Origin of the sequence: Ruegeria lacuscaerulensis (assembly GCF_013033355.1) — a bacterium.
Lineage (GTDB): Bacteria > Pseudomonadota > Alphaproteobacteria > Rhodobacterales > Rhodobacteraceae > Ruegeria > Ruegeria lacuscaerulensis_A.
Genome location: NZ_WQDY01000020.1, coordinates 1 through 21,600, shown reverse-complemented (window position 1 = coordinate 21,600; position 21,600 = coordinate 1). Strand labels below are relative to the sequence as shown.

At 58.7% G+C, this 21,600-nt stretch carries 19 protein-coding genes and 1 tRNA gene; 9 read left to right on the top strand and 11 right to left on the bottom strand.

Annotated features, from left to right (window positions below):
- Window positions 1-126 precede the first annotated feature (126 nt).
- The 3 genes from ade (at window position 127) to GOW48_RS21540 (ending at window position 3,807) form a co-directional block, all read left to right on the top strand.
- Complete coding sequence (gene ade, locus GOW48_RS21550; protein WP_170756127.1) at window positions 127-1,929, top strand: adenine deaminase; 1,803 nt, start codon at window positions 127-129, stop codon at window positions 1,927-1,929.
- On the top strand, window positions 1,926-3,389 hold the full coding sequence (locus GOW48_RS21545) for an AMP nucleosidase (protein WP_170756126.1): 1,464 nt from the start codon (window positions 1,926-1,928) through the stop codon (window positions 3,387-3,389). The genes ade and GOW48_RS21545 overlap by 4 nt, the downstream gene beginning before the upstream one ends.
- Window positions 3,390-3,519: 130 nt before the next feature.
- Window positions 3,520-3,807 (top strand): HU family DNA-binding protein, encoded by a 288-nt coding sequence (locus GOW48_RS21540; RefSeq protein WP_039533371.1) that lies wholly within the window; start codon window positions 3,520-3,522, stop codon window positions 3,805-3,807.
- A 60-nt stretch (window positions 3,808-3,867) separates the two neighbouring features.
- Here GOW48_RS21540 and GOW48_RS21535 read toward each other — a convergent pair whose 3' ends face one another.
- Window positions 3,868-4,128 (bottom strand): hypothetical protein, encoded by a 261-nt coding sequence (locus GOW48_RS21535; protein ID WP_331251850.1) that lies wholly within the window; start codon window positions 4,126-4,128, stop codon window positions 3,868-3,870.
- Window positions 4,129-4,295: 167 nt separating this feature from the next.
- Between GOW48_RS21535 and GOW48_RS21530 the strand changes: the two genes are divergently transcribed.
- Complete coding sequence (locus GOW48_RS21530) at window positions 4,296-5,183, top strand: DMT family transporter (RefSeq protein ID WP_170756125.1); 888 nt, start codon at window positions 4,296-4,298, stop codon at window positions 5,181-5,183.
- Here the strand turns inward: GOW48_RS21530 and GOW48_RS21525 are convergent.
- Window positions 5,159-5,680, bottom strand: a complete 522-nt coding sequence (locus tag GOW48_RS21525) for a glutathione peroxidase (RefSeq protein ID WP_170756124.1) — start codon at window positions 5,678-5,680, stop codon at window positions 5,159-5,161. The two genes, GOW48_RS21530 and GOW48_RS21525, sit on opposite strands and share 25 nt — an antisense overlap.
- A gap of 140 nt (window positions 5,681-5,820) precedes the next feature.
- Here GOW48_RS21525 and msrB point away from each other — a divergent pair, with 140 nt between their 5' ends.
- Together msrB and msrA are read left to right on the top strand one after the other, a co-directional pair.
- Window positions 5,821-6,267, top strand: a complete 447-nt coding sequence (gene msrB / locus GOW48_RS21520; protein ID WP_170756123.1) for a peptide-methionine (R)-S-oxide reductase MsrB — start codon at window positions 5,821-5,823, stop codon at window positions 6,265-6,267.
- The gene (gene msrA / locus GOW48_RS21515; protein WP_170756122.1) at window positions 6,267-6,776 is read left to right on the top strand and encodes a peptide-methionine (S)-S-oxide reductase MsrA; all 510 of its coding nucleotides are present in this window, start codon (window positions 6,267-6,269) and stop codon (window positions 6,774-6,776) included. Before msrB ends, msrA begins: the two co-directional genes overlap by 1 nt.
- Window positions 6,777-6,780: 4 nt before the next feature.
- Here the strand turns inward: msrA and GOW48_RS21510 are convergent, their stop codons facing one another.
- The 8 genes from GOW48_RS21510 to GOW48_RS21475 form a co-directional block, all read right to left on the bottom strand.
- Window positions 6,781-8,784 (bottom strand): hydantoinase/oxoprolinase family protein, encoded by a 2,004-nt coding sequence (locus tag GOW48_RS21510; RefSeq protein WP_170756121.1) that lies wholly within the window; start codon window positions 8,782-8,784, stop codon window positions 6,781-6,783.
- 71 nt (window positions 8,785-8,855) lie between these two features.
- Window positions 8,856-9,893 carry a tRNA epoxyqueuosine(34) reductase QueG gene (queG, locus tag GOW48_RS21505; RefSeq protein WP_170756120.1) on the bottom strand — a complete coding sequence of 346 codons (1,038 nt, stop codon included), beginning with the start codon at window positions 9,891-9,893 and terminating at the stop codon, window positions 8,856-8,858.
- Window positions 9,894-9,965: 72 nt separating this feature from the next.
- Entirely contained in the window at window positions 9,966-10,631 is a 666-nt protein-coding gene (gene fzlA / locus GOW48_RS21500; RefSeq protein WP_170756119.1) for an FtsZ-binding protein FzlA, read from the bottom strand.
- Window positions 10,632-10,689: 58 nt separating this feature from the next.
- Window positions 10,690-11,424, bottom strand: coding sequence for a monofunctional biosynthetic peptidoglycan transglycosylase (gene mtgA / locus GOW48_RS21495; RefSeq protein ID WP_170756118.1), 735 nt, complete (start codon window positions 11,422-11,424; stop codon window positions 10,690-10,692).
- A gap of 39 nt (window positions 11,425-11,463) precedes the next feature.
- Complete coding sequence (locus GOW48_RS21490) at window positions 11,464-12,414, bottom strand: Hint domain-containing protein (protein WP_170756117.1); 951 nt, start codon at window positions 12,412-12,414, stop codon at window positions 11,464-11,466.
- Between the two features lie 179 nt (window positions 12,415-12,593).
- The gene (gltB, locus tag GOW48_RS21485) at window positions 12,594-17,126 is read right to left on the bottom strand and encodes a glutamate synthase large subunit (protein WP_170756116.1); all 4,533 of its coding nucleotides are present in this window, start codon (window positions 17,124-17,126) and stop codon (window positions 12,594-12,596) included.
- Window positions 17,123-17,557, bottom strand: coding sequence for a GFA family protein (locus tag GOW48_RS21480; RefSeq protein WP_170355552.1), 435 nt, complete (start codon window positions 17,555-17,557; stop codon window positions 17,123-17,125). Before GOW48_RS21480 ends, gltB begins: the two co-directional genes overlap by 4 nt.
- 22 nt (window positions 17,558-17,579) lie before the next feature.
- A complete protein-coding gene (locus tag GOW48_RS21475) occupies window positions 17,580-19,013 on the bottom strand; it encodes an NAD(P)-dependent oxidoreductase (RefSeq protein ID WP_170756115.1) in 1,434 nt (477 codons plus the stop codon).
- A gap of 231 nt (window positions 19,014-19,244) precedes the next feature.
- On the opposite strand from GOW48_RS21475, the gene GOW48_RS21470 reads away from it, so the two are divergent.
- Entirely contained in the window at window positions 19,245-20,048 is an 804-nt protein-coding gene (locus tag GOW48_RS21470; protein ID WP_170756114.1) for an undecaprenyl-diphosphate phosphatase, read from the top strand.
- Here GOW48_RS21470 and GOW48_RS21465 read toward each other — a convergent pair whose 3' ends face one another.
- Window positions 20,049-21,032: a complex I NDUFA9 subunit family protein gene (locus GOW48_RS21465; protein WP_170756113.1), complete on the bottom strand. Its 984-nt coding sequence runs from the start codon at window positions 21,030-21,032 to the stop codon at window positions 20,049-20,051.
- Window positions 21,033-21,231: 199 nt separating this feature from the next.
- Here GOW48_RS21465 and GOW48_RS21460 point away from each other — a divergent pair.
- Window positions 21,232-21,318, top strand: a tRNA-Leu gene (locus GOW48_RS21460).
- A gap of 86 nt (window positions 21,319-21,404) precedes the next feature.
- On the top strand, window positions 21,405-21,600 hold a 196-nt coding region (locus tag GOW48_RS22350), incomplete at its 3' end, for a hypothetical protein (protein ID WP_214648701.1).

Genomic DNA, 21,600 nt, shown 5'->3' with positions numbered 1-21,600 from the left:
TCGTCAGGGGCGCTTGCGCGCCCCCTCCTTTGGTTGGGCCGGGCAGCGCTGACGCGCTGCATGACGGTTTGATGATAGATGTTCGGCAGGGGTTGCACCTTCGGACACATTCAGAAAAGTTGAGCCATGGAATATACGCCTTTCCCAAGTTGGCCCGATACCGCCCCTCGATTGATCGCTGTTGCCGCTGGACGTGATCCAGCCGACATGGTCGTGCGCGGAGGAACTTGGGTGAATGTCCATACCCGCGAGGCACTGCCTGATCACGACATTGCCATCGCCGTAGGGCGCATTGCCTTTGTGGGGCGGGATGCCACGCATTGCATCGGTCCAAATACGCAGATCATCGAGGCCAATGGGCGCTATATGCTGCCCGGTCTGTGCGACGCGCATATGCATATCGAATCGGGGATGCTGACCCCGGCCGAGTTTGCCCGCGCGGTGATCCCTCATGGTACGACGTCAATGTTCACCGACCCGCATGAGATTGCCAATGTGCTGGGACTGGATGGCGTGCGCATGATGCATGACGAGGCGCTGATGCAACCGGTGAACATCTTCACCCAGATGCCCTCCTGCGCGCCGTCGGCCCCCGGGTTGGAGGCGACAGGATATGAAATCACCCCCGAGGACGTGGCCGAGGCGATGAACTGGCCCGGCATCATCGGGTTGGGTGAGATGATGAACTTCCCTGGCGTGATCCACGGCGACCGCAAGATGCTGGCCGAGATCGCGGCGACTCAGAATGCAGGCAAAACCGTGGGAGGACACTATGCATCACCCGATTTAGGGCCTGATTTTGCGGCTTATGTTGCCGGTGGGCCCGCCGACGATCACGAAGGTACCTGCGAGGCTGACGCCATTGCGCGGGTGCGGCAGGGGATGCGGTCTATGATGCGGCTGGGCTCGGCCTGGTATGACGTGGAAAGACAGATCACGGCGGTGACCGAGAAAGGGTTAGACCCGCGCGGCTTTATTCTGTGCACGGATGATTGCCACTCGGGCACATTGGTGAATGAGGGGCATATGAACCGCGTGGTGCGCCACGCGATTGCCTGCGGATGTGACCCGCTGATCGCACTGCAAATGGCGACGATCAATACAGCCACCCATTTCGGGCTGGAACGCGAGATCGGGTCGATCACACCGGGCAGGCGGGCGGATGTTATCCTCAGTTCTGATTTGCGCGAGCTTCCAATTGAGGTGGCGATCGCCCGCGGCCAGATCGTTGCGGAAAATGGCGCGATTTCAGTAGACTGCCCGCATCTGAACTGGCCGGACAGTGCGCGCAATACGGTGCATCTGGGCCATACCCTGACCGATAAGGATTTTGAGATCAAAGCCCCCGAGGGCGCCAACCGTGTGCGGGCCAACGTGATCGGTGTGGTGGAGAATCAGGCCCCGACCAAGGCGCTGAAGGCGGAATTGCCCATCAACGGCGGGCTGGTCGAGGGCGAAGGCGACGTTTGCCAGATCGCGCTGGTCGAACGTCACCGCGCGACCGGCGGGGTCACGAACGCTTTTGTCTCGGGCTTTGGGTATCAGGGGCGCATGGCCATGGCCTCGACCGTGGCGCATGACAGCCACCATATGATCGTTGTTGGGACCGACCGCGAACAGATGGCACTGGCGGCGAACCGTCTGGCCGAGGTGGGCGGCGGCATCACCCTGTTCCGCGACGGAGAAGAACTGGCACTGGTAGAACTGCCCATCGCGGGCCTGATGTCCGACAGTCCCGCCGCCGATGTGGCCGCCAAGGCGGACCGGTTGGTTCAGGCGATGCAGGACTGCGGCTGTCAGTTGAACAACGCCTATATGCAGCACTCACTGCTGGCCCTCGTCGTGATCCCCGAACTGCGGATTTCCGACCTTGGGCTGGTGGATGTGCGGACATTTGAAAAGATCGACCTTTTGGAACCCCTCGCATGACAATAATAAAAACACCCGACGTCCCAAACCCTGAGAAGTTCACCGATCCTGCCGCCGCTGTAGCGCGTCTGGAAGAGCTGTACGAAAAGGCCACAAGTTTTCTGTGCGAAAACTTCGCCAAAGCGATGGAGGCAGGCACTCCGTCCGAACGATTCAGAGCCTATTACCCAGAAATTCGCATTAAAACGACCTCGTACGCTCATGTGGACAGCCGTCTGAGCTTTGGTCACGTCGCCGAACCTGGCACCCACGCCACAACGGTCACACGGCCCGATCTGTTCCGGGCCTATCTGACCCAACAAATTGCCCTGCTGATCAAGAACCATGACCAACCTGTGATGATTGGTGCCTCGGATACACCCATCCCGGTGCATTTCGCCGTGGCCAATAACCCCGACCTCGTGGTGCCGCATCAGGGCGCGGCGGGGTTCACCTTGCGCGATGTGTTCGATGTGCCGGACCTGACGACAACCAATGACGATATCGTCAACGGAGTGCATGACCACGAAACCGAGATTGGCCCGCTGGCGTTGTTCACCGCCCAGCGCGTGGATTATTCGCTGGCCCGTCTGGCGCATTACACTGCCACCGATCCCAGCCATTTCCAAAACCATGTGCTGTTCACCAACTACCAGTTCTACGTGTCTGAGTTCGAGAACTACGCCCGCGAACAACTGGCCGACCCCGAAAGCGGATATACCAGCTTTGTGTCGACCGGGAATGCGCAGATCACCTCGGCCGATGGCGTGTTGGAGCAGCCTCTGAAGCTGCCTCAGATGCCGACCTACCACCTGAAACGCGCCGATGGGTCGGGGATTACACTGGTCAATATCGGGGTGGGGCCATCCAACGCAAAAACCGCGACCGACCATATCGCAGTTCTGCGACCACATGCGTGGCTGATGGTTGGCCACTGCGCCGGCTTGCGCAACACGCAGGCGCTGGGGGATTTCGTGCTGGCCCATGCCTATCTGCGCGAAGACAAGGTGCTGGACGATGACCTGCCCGTCTGGGTCCCGATCCCGCCCCTGGCCGAAGTGCAGGTGGCGCTGGAACGCGCCGTGGCCGAAGTCACGGAACTGGACGGCTACGAGCTGAAGCGCGTCATGCGCACCGGCACTGTCGCCTCGGTCGACAACCGCAACTGGGAACTGCGCGATCAGTCCGGCCCGGTGCAGCGCCTCAGCCAGTCTCGCGCGATTGCGCTGGATATGGAAAGCGCCACGATCGCCGCCAATGGATATCGGTTCCGGGTGCCCTATGGCACTTTGCTCTGTGTCTCGGACAAACCGCTGCACGGGGAATTGAAGCTTCCGGGCATGGCCTCGGACTTCTATACCACACAGGTCAGCCGCCATTTGGCGATCGGAATTCGCGCGATGGAACACCTGCGAGGCATGCCGCTTGAGCGTCTGCACAGCCGGAAATTGCGTTCTTTTGACGAAACAGCCTTTCTCTGAAGCAAAAAAGCAACGTTTTCCCCCTATTTTTAGGGTTTTTCGCGCTACTATTCGTTGTGTTCGGCCACAATATCCCGTTACAGTTACGCGGTGAGGCCCAAGACATCGGGCACGTTAAGGAGACCAAGAAATGGCAAAGCCTATGACAAAGACTCAGCTGGTTGCTGCTCTCGCTGAGGAAATGGGGACCGACAAAAAAGCCGCGAACGCCGCGCTGGAGGCCATGACCGGCCTGATCACACGCGAAGTTTCGGCCGGCGGCGCAGTGACCCTGCCCGGCGTTGGCAAAATCTACTGCCGCGAACGTCCCGAGCGCATGGTGCGCAACCCCGCCACCGGCGAGCAGTTCAAGAAAGAGGCCGACAAGGTGGTTAAAATGACCATTGCGAAGGCACTGAAGGACAGCGTGAACGGCTGATCTCAGCTGTCGCAATGATACGATCAAGGGCCGCCGGTTGGGGGCCCTTTTTCTTTGGGATCAGTGCAAACTTAACAGCACTTCCAGATCACGACGGCTGAGCCGGTTCATCAAGACCCGATCGTCTGCGGATAGTTTTGCTTCCTTACGAATATACGTTTCAAGGTACGTCGCGATCTCACTGGTTGGGCGATAGTACAGATCAGGCGAAGATTGACTGAGTTCATCCAAAAGCCGAAACAGCAGCTTTTTCTGCCGCTCCGAATCCAGGTCTTTTCGCTTCTCTTGCAACATAACGGGCTTCGCCTTTGTTGTGGTCACTTATGATCTAGCGGGCCGAAAAGTAACTCCAACTCCGGTAAGAATTAAATTGTGCGCCCCGCGTGTGGTGCCCTTATGAGATTCCTAGTTACTACGGCCAGACGGTACATCTTGCGACCCTTACTGATTTAAGGAACAGTGCGCGAAACCAACAAAGGGGATGGGCGATGGATCTGCGCGCCATGGCCATGGGGCTAACATTTGCACTGATCTGGTCGTCGGCCTTTACTTCGGCGCGGATCATCGTGATGGACGCATCACCGCTGTTTTCGCTGGCATTGCGCTTTTTGATTTCCGGGTTGATCGGCGTCGCCATTGCGCGCGCAATGGGGCAAAGTTGGCGGCTGACACAGCAACAATGGTACGCGACCATCCTGTTTGGAATCTGCCAAAATGCCCTTTATTTGGGTCTGAATTTCTACGCAATGCAAACGATTGAGGCGTCGGTTGCCGCCATTATCGCCTCGACCATGCCGCTGCTAGTGGCGCTGGCAAGCAGGCTGTTTCTGGGTGATCGTCTGCGGCCCATGGGCGTGATCGGCCTCCTGGCAGGGTTTGCAGGCGTCGCCCTGATCATGAGCAGCCGCATCAGCGCGGGCGTTGATATGTTCGGCGTGATGCTCTGTGGTGTTGGAGCCTTGGCGCTGACCTTCGCCACCTTGGCGGTGCGCGGGGCGACCTCGGGCGGGAATTTCATGATGGTCGTGGGGTTGCAGATGCTGGTGGGCTCGGCCGTTTTGTTTGTCGCGGCACCGCTGTTCGAGGTGATCCATATCCACCTCACCGTTCCGCTGGCGCTGGCTTTCACCTACACAACCCTGTTCCCCGGCTTGTTGGCCACTCTGATCTGGTTCCTGTTGCTAGACCGGATCGGAGCGACCCGCGCAGCCACCTTCCACTTCCTAAACCCTGTTTTCGGTGTGACGATTGCTGCGTTGCTTCTGGGGGAGAATCTCGGCCCACTGGATGCCGTTGGCGTACTGATCACCACAGCCGGGATTTTGGCCGTTCAGTTATCGCGGCAACCTGCTCAGGGCAGCAAAGCCTCGACCTGAGACAGAACTTGCCGGGAATCGGGGCGCGTGGTCGCGCCATAGGTCGCTACAACTTCGCCTTCAGTGTCCAGAAGGATTTTGTTGAAGTTCCAACTGGGCTCAAACCCGGTCAGCGCCGCGACCTGTTGGTAGAAAGGATGCGCCTCAGCGCCCCGAACTGGGGTAATTTCCGTCATCGGCAGGGTCAGGTTGTAGTTGAAATCGCAGAACTCCTTGACCTCTTCCGCCGATCCCAATTCCTGATTGAAGGAATCCGACGGTACCGCCAGCACGACCAGACCACGCGGACCATAGTCTTCGTGGACTTGCTGCAGCGCGCTATATTGACCGGTAAAGCCACAATGCGAGGCCGTGTTGACCACCAAAACCGGCTGCCCCCGCCAATCCGCGATCGACAGGGTGCCGCCGTCGATGGACGGAAACTCTCCGGTCAGCGGCGCGGCCTGCACGGTGCGCCCGGTCAGAATCAAAGCGGTCAACAGCAAGATGCGGAACATGGTGAACTCTCCTCTGCCTCAGTATACGCGCCAAATCGCCTACCGGATCAACGCACTAGCACGCGAGGTGCGTGAATCAGGCTTTGATTTCTGCGCCTCAACCCCCAAATAATGGTGCAACCCAACCGACCGGAGGATCCATGACCCAATTTACCAAATCCCCCGAGGCCATCGCCGCCCTCTCACCTGAAGAATACCATGTCACGCAGAACAGCGGGACCGAACGTCCGGGCACCGGCAAGCTGCTGAACAACAAGGAACCGGGGATCTATGTGGATATCGTCTCGGGCGAGCCGCTGTTCGCCTCGACCCATAAATACGAATCCGGCTGTGGCTGGCCCAGCTTCACCAAACCCATCGTGCATGAACATGTCGAAGAATTTCACGACGCCACCCACGGCATGATCCGCACCGAGGTGCGCTCGAAATACGGCGACAGCCATCTGGGCCACGTCTTCCCCGACGGCCCGCGGGAACATGGCGGGCTGCGCTATTGCATCAACTCAGCCTCCTTGCGGTTTGTCCACCGCGATGACATGGAGGCAGAAGGCTATGCCGACTACCTGATTCATGTGGAGGAAATCTGATGACCGAAGAACGCGCTGTCCTGGCCGGAGGTTGTTTCTGGGGAATGCAGGACCTGATCCGCAAGCTGCCGGGCGTGTCTCGCACCAGCGTCGGCTATACCGGCGGCGATGTCCCCAACGCCACCTATCGCAACCACGGAACCCATGCCGAAGGGATCGAGATTTTCTTTGATCCCGCGCAGATCAGCTATCGTGACTTGCTGGAGTTCTTTTTCCAGATCCACGATCCGACCACGGTAAACCGTCAGGGCAATGACCGCGGGATGAGCTATCGCTCGGCCATCTACTATGTGGATGACGATCAGAAACAGGTGGCGTTGGACACGATTGCCGATGTGAACGCCAGCGGTATCTGGCCCGGCAAAGTCGTGACCGAGCTGGAGCCCGTCGGTGATTTCTGGGACGCCGAGCCCGAGCATCAGGACTATCTAGAGCGTATCCCCAACGGCTATACCTGCCACTTCCCGCGCCCCGACTGGGTTCTGCCCAAACGCGACGCGGCGGAATAAGCGATCAGCCGGCGGCAACCCTTGGGCGGCCGCTGGCTTCAACCATGATCATGGCTTCGACAAACACCTCCTGCGCCTCGACGCGGGCAGTGCGGATGTCGCGGTCAACGATCACGCGGATATCCTCGGCCCCGGCGTCACGCACCGCGCCTTCGGCCTCGGATCTTAGCACGGATTCCAGCAGGGTTAGCGCCGCCTCTGAATCGTTGAAATCTTGCGGCCCGTCCTCAAGATGCACTCGGAACTTGCCCTCGGACGGCGACGTGACTGTCCCCGCCCGGCGCAAAGTCAGGCGACCGACGACCGCACCGATGGCATTGGCCACGCCGGTATGTTCGGGCAAGATCATCTTGCAATGCAAACGCTCCCCGACCGCCGGGTAATAGCTAGGGGCCGACGCACCCAACCCGATCACATCCACGTTCAGCGCCGCATCCAACGCCAGCAGGCCCCGATGCCCGGCCAACCCCTTGCGGGTCAGAACATGCCGCGCCAGATCGGCGGAAGGGATACCAAAATCCCCGGCTTCTTCGGCAAAAGCAGTCTCTAATAAGATCAATGAGGTCTGCTCGGTCAACTGATCCACGATCATCTGCGCCAAAGCCTCGGGCGTTTTCGCCAGCACATCACCCGACCCGACCCGTTTGCGTGACACCAGTTCCAACGCCTTGCGCGCGGCGTCGGCATCCCAGGCGTCCAGCCGCCCCAAAACGTGGCTGGCATCCGACGGCGTCACGCCCGAGACCTGAACGATCCCGCGATCCACCAACCGCGTCAGAGCCCCATTCTCCATCCGTGTGCGCAACAGATCGCTCAGCGGCAAAACCTGATCGCCAAGACGGTCCAACAACACCTCTTCCCGCGCACCCAGCCCCTCGGCATGGATACCGGGCACGCGACGGGCAAAACGCGTGTCATGTTCACCTACTGTGGTCGCGCGCAGTTGTTTGTCCAACTCAGCATGCACCACATCCGGGGCCTCGGCCGCGATCAGCGACACTGGCAATACCCTACGCGGCCCAAGGACCACGCCGCCTCCCAGCCCCTCGGTCACCACATGGACCTGACTGTCGCCGCCCAAACCATGGGTGCGCATCGCCACCGCCTCGACCATGGTGCGGAAACCGCCAACCTGCGCACCATTGGGATCAATCGCGGGCTTACCGTCGCGGATCAGCGCAATATCCGTGGTTGTCCCGCCAATATCCGATACCAAGGCGTTCTCAGCCCCGGTCAACCAACTGGCCCCCACGATCGAGGCCGCAGGCCCGCTGAGGATCGTTTCGATCGGGCGCTCCCGCGCCTGCTCGGCGCTCATCAACGCGCCGTCACCGCGTACCACCATCATCGGCGCGGTGATGCCCAGCGCCAGCAACTGATCCTGCGCCCGTCCGATCAACCGGTCGATCATCCCAATGAGCCGCGCGTTCAATACAGCCGTCACCGCCCGTTTCGGGCCGTTCAACTTGGCCGACAGATGGTGCGAGCAGGTGACCGGAGCCCCCGTCCGCTCGGTAATAATCCGCGCCGCTGCCAACTCATGCGCGGGGTTGCGCGTGGCAAATTGCGCGGCCACAGCAAAGCCGGAAATGCCTTTATGAGTGTCTAAAAAGGCCTCCAACGCGGCCACATCCAACGGCGTGGCTTCGCCCCCCGCATGACTGTGACCCCCAGCAATAACCAAGGCCGGATCACCCTTCAGCGCGTCGCGCAACCCGTGCCGATCCAAATCGCCTTCCTTGAACCCGATATAGACCAGCGCCACACGCCCGCCCTGCCCCTCGACCAGAGCATTGGTGGCCAAAGTGGTCGACAAAGATACCATGGAGATTTGCTCAGGGCCAACTGCCGCCTGTTCCAATACAGCCGAAATCGCTTTGCCCACGCCGATTGCCAAGTCTGCCCGCGTGGTCAACGACTTGGCCGAGGCGATCACCTCAGCTTCATCCCGGATCAGCACCGCATCCGTATAGGTTCCGCCCGTATCCACCCCCAAAGCCAGCGCCATCGGGTTCTCCTTCCTGTTCGCTGAATTGGGTGTAGCGGTTTGGACCGACACGTCCAGCCTGTTTGCGGCACTTATGGCAGTTGTTGCACCGCCCAGCGCGCGGCATCAGCCACGGATGCATCCGGATCTTCCACCAACCCCTGCGCCACCGGCTTCAGCGCGGGCAAACCGGAATTGCCAATCGCATAAAGCACATTGCGCACAAACCGATCCCGTCCGATCCGCTTGATTGGCGAGCCCGAGAACTTGACCCGAAACGCCGCATCATCCAACCCCGCCAACTCAGCCAGAGGCGGAGCCACCAAATCATCCCGCGCAGCATAGCGAATATCGCTGGCCGCAACGGCAAACTTGTTCCACGGACAGGCTGCGAGACAATCATCGCATCCGTAAATCCGATTGCCCAACTTGCCGCGCAGTTCTTCGTCCACCGGGCCCTTATGTTCGATAGTCAGATAAGAGATGCAGCGCCGCGCATCCAATTGATAGGGCGCAGGAAACGCATTCGTTGGACAGGCATCCAAACAAGCGCGACACGATCCGCAATGATCCACCTCGGCCATATCCGCAGGCAGGTCCAATGTGGTGAAAACAGAGCCTATAAAGGCCCAATTTCCCCAATCACGGCTGACCAGATTCGTATGCTTCCCCTGCCATCCCAGCCCCGCCGCATGGCCCAGGGCCTTCTCAGGCACCGGCGCTGTATCAACAAACACCTTCACCTCGCCGCCACCTTCGGCAATCAACCACCGCGCCAACCGCTTCAGGCGTTTTTTCACCAGATCATGGTAATCCTTGTTCTGCGCATAAACCGAAATCGCAGCCAGGTCTGGATGGCTCAAAACCTCGGTAGGATCATGTTCAGGCGCATAGCTCTCGGCCAACATGATCACTGACTGCGCCTCGGGCCACAAAGCCGACGGATCGCCCCGCCAATGGGTCCGCTCTGCCATCCACCCCATCTGCCCGTGATACCCAGCATCCAAAAACGCCTGCAACCGCGCGGCCACCTCGGGCACATCCCACGGCCGACAAATCCGACAGGACACAAACCCCTCGCTCAATGCCCGAGCGACCACCTTGCGCTTTAAATCCGATCCGCTCTTCATCTGGCTAAAAATACCTTCGGGGGGAATCGCGCCCCGGCGCGATGGGGGGCAGACAGCCCCCCTTCCACCCTATCAGAAATCCAGATCCGCGTAATGCGGCGGAGGCCGGAACCCCGGCACCTGATCCGCCAGTATCGACCGGAACGCAGGCCGGGACTTGATCTTGGCATACCAATCCTTCACCGCCGCCGACCGGTTCCAATCCACATCCGAAATATAATCCAACGCCGACAAATGCGCAGCCGCCGCAAAATCCGCCAGCGTCATCTGATCGCCGGCCAACCAACGCCGATGATCCAGCAACCATGCCATATAATCCAGATGATATTTAATGGCCTTGGCACCCTCTTTCACGTTCTTGCTGTCCGGGTATCCCTGACCGGTCATCTTCTTGTTGACCCGCTCATACAACAGTTTCGACGTCACCTCGTGATGAAACTTGTCATCGAACCAACCCACCAATCGTCGCACCTCATACCGAGCTTCGGGGGTTTTCGGCATCAAAGATGGCTCGGGGCGCGTTTCCTCAATGTATTCACAAATCGCCGCGCTTTCCGACATCACCTGCCCGTCCAAACGCAGAACGGGAACTTTACCCGCCGGATTGCGGCGCAGGAAATCCGGGTCTTGCTCCCAATACTTCTCTTCGACCAGCTCAACCTCGATCTTCTTTTCCGCTAGCGACAGACGGACCTTGCGGCAATACGGGGACAGGGGAACGTGAAACAGACGCGCCATGAGCTTCCAATCGAACCAGTGAATACAATCCAGCTTTAGCGCCGAGAGGGTTAGTATTTCAATCCTCGAAACAATCTGCGCGACCATCTGCGCGGATGGTGGCCGCCCCATCCAGGATCGAGGCCGCCCGCCTACGTGTGCGCACTGATGGATCAGTGACTGATCTGTTTCGGGGGGAGGGCAGGATTGCAGCGATCCGCGCGGCCTGAACCGGCGACAGCTTGGAGGCGGGTACATTGAAGTTACGCTGAGCCGCTGCTTCGACTCCAAAAACGCCATTCCCGGTCTCGGCCACGTTCAGATACACCTCAAGGATACGTTGTTTGCTCCAAAAGATTTCGACAACCGGAGTGATCGAGGTTTCAAGCGCTTTGCGTACCCAGCTGCGTCCTTGCCACAGGAACACATTCTTCACCACCTGCTGTGTAATCGTTGACGCACCCCTTGACCCTCCGTCCTCAAGTGCATCGCGAATGGCTTCGACATCAAAGCCCCAGTGCAGACAGAAATTGGCGTCTTCCGCCGCCACAGCCGAGCGCGCCATGACCGGAGAAATATGTTCTATCGGAACCCAATCCCGTTCGACTTTGCCTAGGCGCCGCCACTCGGACCAGATCGTGTGGGTCACCGGTGGATTCACCACCGAATACAAAACCACCAGCCCAACAACACATGCGATCACCACCAAAAACCCACGCCCTACCCAGCGGCGGATTCTTGGAATAATCGGTGTTTTTCTTTTAGCGGCCTTGCGTTTCTTGCTGCTCGATTTGCGCGCTGCTTTTTTTGCCATGTTGTTGCTATACGACGCCGAAGACGGGTATGGAACGGGTTAAATCGCGATTACGCGGGCTTCGCGTGGGCGTACTACCGGACGGGCGGTATCCGGCAAAACAGGGTTTTCGCGACCAAGCTCGGGAAACAGGGTCAAAATCTCGGCCTGCGTTTGGCCGTCGGCCATTGATACGGCATGACCCGGATAAAAACTTTCGCTTTTTGCGCCATTTGCCGTCACGATCTCATGTCGTGAAAACAGCAGATGCAGATATTCGACCTCGCCACCTTCGACGCGCGTGACCGTCTTGCCGTTCACAAGACAATGCGCCGCAATCAGAACTTCGGAATGCCCAAATAGATAGGGCGCGCGCCAGTCCTCGATCAGAATACGGTGTTGCGGAGAGACGATCAGCGGTTTGTTCGTCCCCAAAACACCGGCTTCAAAGCGTACCGGGGCAAGTTTTCCCTGGGCTTTCACCGTTGTTCTGCCGACCCAAAGCAAAGGCTGTGCCCCGTTGTCAGAGGTCAGAACCAGATCACCGGGACGCAAGTCCTCGACCCGGCGAGGGCCGGATGCCGTCTCGATCATTGTGCCGGGCGTGAAACAAGGTGGGCCCAGATCGCCGGCTCCGATATCGACCGAACCAAATGAACCTCCTGTGTCGCTGAAATCAGTCGCAGATGAGCTGACGAACGTCCCGCTTTCCAAAACTTGTCCGTCGGTGGGTGTAAACACCTCGCGCCCATCGGCAAGATAGAAGGTCACACCCGTGTAGGTGATCTGAGTGCCGTCATCCAATTCAATGGTCACCATGTCATTGAAATAGGACGCCGTGATGTCTGATCCGTCGACCGAGTCGTTGTTCAGCCGGTTGATCAGGCCGTTGTCATTCTGGTCGACGATGTCGAATTTCTGAACCGTCAGGGTCGAGCCAGGTGTCGTACCGTTCGCTCCGGGATTGGCCGGGTCGATGACAAAAAACTGATCTGTGTAGGTTGTTGGCATGTGCCTGCTCCCTGCGACGCGTTAAATGGGCTGGCGACCAGAGCGCCGAGATAACGTTTTCGTTAGCTAGGCGTGAAACGATTAAAAACGCAAGAAAACCGTCAAAAATGCCAAAAAATAGAAAAACCCGCGTGTTTCAGGAGACACGCGGGTTTCTCGATTAACGATCGGACGGGGTCTTATTCCGCCGGAACTGCTTCAACTTCGTTGGTCAGAGGATGGCTGAGCTTGTTCAGCATCTCCTTTGGGCAGACCTGAAGGAAGTTTGCCTTTTCCACATCCCAATGCTGCAGGATATCTGCAGCTTTGCGACTGTTGGTTTCCAAAGCATGGCGTTCAATCAGCGTTTTCATCTGATCCATCCAGTGATCCACCGTCACCGGGCAGGTCACCAGTGTTTCCATGTTCATCAGCGCCTGCGCCTTGCCTTCGGGATCGTACAGGTACGCCATGCCGCCGGTCATGCCCGCGCCAAAGTTGGCACCAATGTCGCCCAGAATCACGGCCACACCGCCGGTCATGTATTCGCACCCGTTCGAGCCGCAGCCCTCGATCACCACTTTGGCACCCGAGTTCCGGACCGCGAACCGTTCACCTGCGCGACCTGCTGCGAACAGGTGGCCGTCGGTGGCGCCGTATAGAACCGTGTTGCCGATAATCGTGTTGTCGTCTGCCTTAAGCGGGCTGACCTGCGGTGGGCGCACGACGATCATGCCGCCCGACAGACCTTTGCCGACATAGTCATTGGCATCACCCGACACTTCCAGTTTTAGACCCGGCGCCGCAAAAGCCCCCAGCGACTGACCGGCCGAGCCCTGCAGCTTCACATGCAGATGGTCGTCCTGGAACGTGTTCCGCATCCCGAAATTCCGCACGATATGGCTGGACACGCGGGTCCCCACGGTCCGATGCGTGTTCTGGATCGCGTAGGACAGCTGCATCTTCTCACCGTCTTTCAGGAACCGCGCCGCATCGCGCACAATCTCGGCGTCCAGCGTATCGGGCACTGCGTTGCGATCCTTGTCGCGGTTGTAGACGATGTCATGTGCGCCATCGACGGTGATCAGCAGCGGGTTCAGGTCCAGATCGTCCAGATGCGCCGAGCCACGGCTGACCTGCGCCAGCAGATCGGCCCGTCCGATGATCTCGTCAATCGAGCGCGCACCAAGGCTGGCCAGCAGCTCGCGCACTTCCTGCGCGTAGAAGGTGATTAGGTTGACGACCTTGTCGGCATTGCCGGTGAATTTGGCGCGCAGGGATTCGTCCTGTGTACACACGCCAACCGGGCAGGTGTTCGACTGGCACTGACGTACCATGATACAGCCCATCGCGATCAGAGCAGCGGTGCCGATGCCGTATTCCTCGGCCCCCATCATCGCGGCCATCACGATGTCACGCCCGGTGCGCAGGCCGCCATCGGTCCGCAGAGTCACGCGGTCGCGCAGGTTGTTCATCGCCAGAACCTGATGCGCCTCAGTAAGGCCCATTTCCCACGGCAGACCGGCGTATTTGATCGACGTCGCAGGCGACGCACCCGTGCCACCGTTGTGGCCCGAAATAAGGATGATATCCGCTTTCGCCTTGGCCACACCGGCAGCAATCGTGCCAACGCCCGAGGACGCCACCAGCTTCACGGTCACCTTACAGCGCGGGTTGATCTGCTTGAGGTCATAGATCAGCTGCGCCAGATCCTCGATCGAGTAGATATCGTGGTGCGGCGGCGGTGAGATCAGCGTCACGCCCTTGGTCGAGTGACGCAGGCGCGCGATCAGGTCGGTGACCTTCATGCCCGGCAACTGACCACCTTCACCCGGTTTCGCACCCTGGGCGACCTTGATCTCAAGCTCTTCACACTGGTTCAGGTATTCGGCGGTCACGCCAAAGCGGCCCGAAGCCACCTGTTTGATCTTGGCCGACGGGTTGTCGCCATTCGGCTCCGGCACGAAATGTGCCGGATCTTCGCCGCCTTCACCAGAGTCAGACTTAGCTCCGATCCGGTTCATCGCCACGTTCAGCGTCTTATGCGCCTCGGGGCTCAGAGCACCCAGCGACATGCCCGGCGTGACAAAGCGTTTGCGGATCGAGGTGATCGATTCGACCTCTTCAATCGGCACCGGTTTGCCCAGCGGTTTGAAATCCATCAGGTCACGCAGGTGGATCGGCGGGTTTGACTGCATCTTGGCCGAATACTGTTTCCACAGCTCATAGGATGCGCGGTTACACGCCATTTGCATCATATGCATCGAGCTCGCTTCCCAAGCGTGGGTCTCACCCGATTTGCGCGCTTTGTAGAAACCACCGATGGGAAGCACGTCCAGACCGCTGTCCCAACCTTTGGCGTGGATTTCCTCGGCCTTGGCCTGAATACCGGTGACACCGATGCCGGAAATCCGGCTGGTCATGCCCGGGAAAAACTCGGCCACCATGGCGCGGCTCAGGCCCACGGCCTCAAAGTTCAGACCACCGCGGTACGAGGAGATCACCGAAATCCCCATCTTGGCCATGATCTTCAGCAGGCCCTGATCAATCGCCTCGCGGTAGCGCGCGACATTCTCGGTCAAAGTGCCATCCAGCAAGCCGCGATCAATGCGGTCAGCCAGCGAGTCTTCTGCCAGATAAGCGTTCACAACGGTCGCGCCACAGCCGATCAGAACGGCAAAGTAATGCGGATCAACACATTCCGCCGAACGCACGTTCAGCGAACAGAAAGTCCGCAGTCCCTGACGGGTCAGATGCGAATGAACGGCGCTGGTCGCCAGGATCATCGGCATCGCCACGCGGCCCTCGCCCGAGTTCATATCGGATAGCACCAGATGCCCCGCGCCCGAGCGCACGGCCTCTTCTGCTTCGGCTCTAACACGGACCAAAGCAGCGCTCAGCGCGCCCCGACCGGGTTCAAAGCTACAGTCGATTTCCGCCAGCGGCGAACCGAGATTTTCCACCAGACGGTCCCATTGGGTATTGCCGACAAAGGGGCTGTCCAGCGTGATGATCTCGGTCTGGCTGCTGTCTTCGTCCAGCACGTTTTTCAGGTTTCCGAACCGTGTTTTCAGCGACATGACGCGGTATTCGCGCAGGCTGTCGATCGGCGGGTTGGTCACCTGGCTAAAGTTCTGGCGGAAGAAATGGCTGAGCGGGCGGTATTGCTTGGACAAAACTGCCGACGGGGTGTCATCGCCCATCGAGGCCAGTGATTCCTTGCCGTCTTCAGCCATGGGGGCAAGGATTTGCTCCAATTCTTCAACAGAATAACCAGCCGCGATCTGGCGCTTGCGCAGTTCCTCTCCGCTGAACTTCGCGGTCTCTGTCACGCCTGACAGGCTTTCATTCAGATCATTGATCTTGCCAACCCACTCACCAAACGGCAGAGCACGGGCCAGTTTATCCTTGATCTGCGTGTCGCGGTACAGCTTGCCGCGCTTCATATCCACGGCCAGCATCTGACCTGGACCCAGCGCGCCTTTTTCCGTTACCGACGCCTCATCAATCGGCACCATCCCAGCCTCAGATCCGGCGATGACCAGACCATCCCCTGTCACGACATAGCGCATCGGACGCAGGCCATTCCGGTCGAGCCCAGCGCAGACCCAGCGACCATCGGTCATGGCCAGAGCGGCAGGGCCATCCCATGGCTCCATCACCGAGTTGCAGTAGGAATACATGTCGCGCCACGCCTGCGGCAGCTCAACCGCCTGTTTGGACCAGCTTTCCGGCACCAGCATGGTTTTCGCCATTGGAGCAGACCGGCCTGCACGTACCAGAACCTCGAAAACCGAGTCTAATGCGGCGGAATCCGACGATCCGCCCGCGATAATCGGCTTGATGTCCTCGGCATAGTCCCCAAAGGTCGAGGATGCCATGCGGATCTCATGGCTTTTCATCCAGTTGACGTTGCCTTTCAGCGTGTTGATCTCGCCGTTGTGGGCCAACATGCGGAAGGGCTGCGCCAACCACCATTGCGGGAAGGTGTTGGTGGAATAACGCTGGTGATAGATCGCAAAGGCGGATTCGAAACGCTCATCCATCAGGTCGGGGTAGAAGACGGCCACTTGTTCAGCCAGCATCATGCCCTTGTAGATGATCGAGCGGCACGACAGCGACGCCAGATACATTCCCGAAATCCCAGCCGCTGCCGCCGCTTTTTCGATCCGGCGACGGATCACATACAGCTCACGCTCAAAGGTTTCTTCGTCCACACCTTTGGAGTTCGAGATCAGGATCTGCTCAATCTCGGGGCGGGTCGCGTTGGCCTTTTCCCCCAGGCAGGTCACATCGACCGGCACGTGGCGCCAGCCATAGATGTAGTAACCCATGCGCAGCACTTCGGTTTCCACTATGGTCCGGCAGCTTTCCTGCGCACCGAAATCGGTCCGGGGCAGGAAGACCTGACCGACTGCGATCAGCTCATCCAGATTGGGCTCGTGACCGGTGCGACGGATCTGATCATAGAAGAAGGGGACCGGAATCTGCACGTGGATGCCCGCGCCGTCGCCGGTTTTGCCATCGGCATCCACAGCGCCCCGATGCCAGATCGCCTTGAGCGCGTCGATCCCCGCATCTACAACCTTGCGCGACGGCTTGCCGTCGACGGAAACGACAAGGCCCACACCGCAGGAAGAATGCTCTTCCTCTTTGGAATAGAGACCGTTTTCGGCCATCCACTGACGTTTGGCTTCTTCGGCGCGCACCCAATCGGCATCGTATTTAGTCATTGGCTGTCTCCTTCTTCCGAGGAGGCATACATGGCCTCAACCTCGGCTTTGGTCATTTGCTTGCGTTCACCTGCGAACGCGTATCCTTCGGGCTTTTTGTCGAAGTAAAGTTCAAGTTTCAGCGTGTGGCCTGTATCCTGAAACAGGCCTGCCGCGATTTGCGTGTGTCCGTGCATTTCACCTGGAAGCGTGATCCGGTACCACAGCGCCGAGCCGCAGTCAGCGCAGAAGGCGCGCTCGGCCCAATCGGACGAGGTGAAGGTTTTCACGGGGCCTAACGCGGCATAGCCCTCTTCGGCCTCAAACGTCACAAGCATCGAGCTGGTCCAGCGGCGGCACTGGTCGCAATGGCACGCGCCCAGCGCGTCGCGCGCGGGAGTCGCGGTCACGGTGACCGCGCCACACATGCATTGGCCTTGCAACTCGGGCATTCCGGCGCTCCTGATTGCTGGGTTATTCGGCTGCAACCGCAGCCTTGGCGTTGAAACGGTCGATGATCGCATCGGCACAGTCGCGCCCGTCACGGATCGCCCACACGACCAGAGAGGCCCCGCGCACGATGTCACCGATGGCGTAAACACCGTCCATTTCGGTCTCGCCGGTCTGGAAGGCGGCCTTGACGGTGCCCCAACGTGTCACGGGCAGGTCGGGCTGACCGAACAGGGTGGGTAGGTCTTCGGGCTCAAACCCCAGCGCCTTGATCACCAGATCGGCGTCTTCGACATAATCCGCACCTTCGATCACCTCAGGTGCCTGACGGCCTGTCGCGTCGGGCTGGCCCAGACGCATCTTCTGCACCATCACACCCTGCACCTTGTCGTCGCCGGTAAAGCCCTTGGGCGCGCTGAGCCATTCAAACACCACGCCTTCTTCTTCGGCGTTCTGAGTCTCACGCTGCGAGCCAGGCATATTCGCGCGGTCGCGACGGTACAGGCATTTGACCGAGGTCGCACCTTGACGGATCGAGGTGCGCACGCAATCCATCGCAGTATCCCCGCCACCGATCACGACGACCTTTTTACCAGAGGCGTTCAAGCGGCCATTGTCAAAGTCTTCGACCGCATCGCCAAAGCTTTTGCGGTTCGAGGCGGTCAGGAAGTCGATCGCTTTTTCGATCCCGGCCAGACCACTGCCCGGCATAGACAGGTCACGCGATTTGTAAACGCCAGTGGCAATGATAACCGCGTCATGCTTGCCACGAATGTCTTCGAATTTCGCGGCGTCGACGTCACAATTCAACTCGAATGTCACGCCGCCATCGGCCAGCAGGTCGTTGCGGCGCTGCACGATGTCCTTTTCCAGTTTGAAGCCCGGAATACCGTACATCAACAGGCCTCCGGCGCGGTTATAGCGGTCATAGACCGTCACCTGAATACCTGCGCGGCGCAGCATGTCAGCGGCCGCCAGACCGCCGGGGCCCGCACCGATGATACCAACGCTTTCGCTGCGCTCGACTGTGGGGGTGGTTGGTTTGACCCAGCCTTTGTCCCACGCGGTATCGGTGATGTATTTCTCGATTGTGCCGATGGTTACTGTCCCGTGACCGGACTGTTCAATCACGCAATTGCCTTCACACAGACGATCTTGCGGGCAGATGCGGCCACAGATCTCGGGGAACGTATTGGTCGCCTGGCTGGTCTGATAGGCCTCTTCCAGACGGCCAGTGGCGGTCAGGTGCAACCAGTCGGGGATATTGTTGTGCAACGGGCAATGCGACTGACAATAGGGCACACCGCATTGGCTGCAACGGCTGGCTTGCTCTTCTGCTTTGGCCGAGGCGTATTCGGCATAGATTTCGTCAAAGTCTTCCTTGCGCGTGTCAGCGGCACGCTTTTCAGGCATGGCGCGATCGACTTGCACAAATTTCAGCATCGGTTGCTTGGCCACGGGTCAGACTCCATGAATTGGCTTGGTCGAGTTTCTTTAAGTGATGCAAGGTAGGATGAAAAGTCAATTATGCTGACCTAATTAGTGAATTTACGATCAAAAATCCTAGGGTCGCATGGAAAAAAGCAAAAATTTAGATCCGAATCGGACCTATATGCGTTCTTTCCTTTTCTTCATCACGCTTATACCCATGAACCGCAAAGAACAGGTGACGATGGCACGGGCAGGTTAATGAGTCTATTTCAACTGATTCTTGCGGCGATCATTCAGGGTATCACCGAATTTCTGCCGATTTCGTCATCCGGGCACCTGATTCTGCTGCCCAACCTGACCGGTCTGGCGGATCAAGGCCTTGCCATTGATGTGGCGGTTCATGTGGGCACCCTAGGCGCGGTGGTTCTTTATTTTTGGTCTGACGTAAAATCAGCCGCAGCAGGTTTGCCAGACGCGCTGCGGGGTCAAACAGACACGCCACAGGCACGGCTTGCGCTTGGTCTGATCATTGCGACGATTCCGACAGTTATCCTTGGCGCCATTCTTTATCAAACCGGGCTCAGCCAGTCTTTGCGCTCGATGGCGGTGATTGGATGGACCATGTTGGGATTTGGTCTGCTGCTCTATTGGATGGACCAGAAAGGACAGCAAAGAAAAAAGGCAAATGACTGGGGTCTGAAAGATGCGGCCATTATGGGTTTGTGGCAAATGCTGGCCCTGATCCCCGGCACATCCCGGTCCGGCATCACGATTACGGGCGCCCGGCACTTGGGGTACACCCGAGAAGACGGCGCGCGGATCGCGATGTTGATGTCGATCCCGACTATCTTGGCATCGGGCATATTGCTTTCAGTCGATGTGATCAAAGAAGCCGACGCTCAACTGGCTATTGACGGAGCAATCGCCGCGCTTTTTGCCTTTGTTGCGGCCCTTCTGGCGCTGTCTTTCATGATGCGCTTGCTGCGCAGCGTCAGCTTTACGCCATACGTAATTTATCGCGTTGTTCTGGGCGTAATTCTGCTGGCCATTGCCTACAGTTGATCAGGTCCGCAGGTTGTCAGCGGATCTTTGAATTTCGTCATACTGACCCGAGGGGCGGAACTTCCAAAGATAGTCCGGCAGAACCGACTCCAGCGTGGCCGGCTCGATCCCAAGATCGGCAAAGCTTTTCGCCCCATCCGACACGACGTTGTCGCGGCGAAGGTTTTTCAGCTGATCCCGTGTCAGAATGCTATTCGGGAACAGTTGGAAACTGACGAACTTAACGATGTCAAGAACCCCGGCCATGATCCGCGCGGCAAAAAAAGGCATCCCGATAATCACGCGGCGGCGGTGGATCACGTCAAGCATCTGCTGCATGAGCGCACGGAATGTCTTGACCTCAGGGCCGCCCAGTTCATACGTGCCGGCCGCAGCCTGCCCCAGAACGCCCTGAACAGCAGCTTTGGCAACATCATCGACATAGACCGGCTGAAACTTCGTTTCGGCCCCGACCAGCGGCAGGAACGGCCCCATCCGGGTCATCCCGGCAAAGCGGTTGAAGAATTGATCCTCGGTCCCGAAAATAACCGAGGGGCGCAGGATCACGGCATTGGGCATATGAGCAAGCACTCCGGCCTCACCCTGTGCCTTGGTTTGCGAATACTCACTGTCCGAATCCGCGTCTGCACCAATGGCAGAAATATGGGCCATCCGCGTGATCCCTTGTTCGGATGCGATCCGCGCGATCCGTTCGGCCCCGTCGGCCTGTACGGCGTCAAACGCGTTCTTGCCCAGCTCGTTCAGCACACCCACGCAGTTCACCACCGCATCCGCGCCGTGCATCGCCGCCGCAACCGACGCATCGTCGCGAATGTTGCACAGGATGGGTTCAACCTGTCCAACCACGCCGTAAGGTTTGACGAACATCGCTTCATTCGGGCGCCTGACAGCGACCCGAACACGCCACCCTTCGTTCGCCATACGTCGCGCGACGTACCTGCCGACAAACCCGGATCCGCCATAAATCGTGACCAGTTTTGACATAGAAGGGCTCCTGCTTTTGGCTCCTGATCCGATCTACCGCCCAAAGAGGCGCGGAACAAGGCGCAATAACGCCGCGTGTAGGGGAAAAACCCTGCCTTTTTCGGGTGCGTTTTGGATGGGGTCAAAAAACTTTCAAAAAACTTCCCGAATCCGGTTGACCCTCCTCGCCAGTGGGCTTAAACGCCCCCCCACGACACCTGCCCAGGTGGCGGAATTGGTAGACGCGCTAGCTTCAGGTGCTAGTGTCCGTATGGACGTGGAGGTTCGAGTCCTCTCCTGGGCACCACTTTTTCCCAAATAATTTCATATAATCAATCCACTGGGATATTTTGACTCCCCCAGTCCCCCAAATAGTCCCCCATTTGATTTGTGATGGATGAGCCGCTCGAAACTAAAGAATCTAATGCATCGGATGTCTCGGATTTTTCAGTCCAACGTGAAGTTGACTATAAGGCGGTCGGCACCCACCTCATCACCATCCTGTTTCCGCGGCAAAGCTTTGGCATGCCCAAATGGAATGAGAAACATCGCAATCTTGATAGCCTTGTCATGATTGCCCTTATCAACC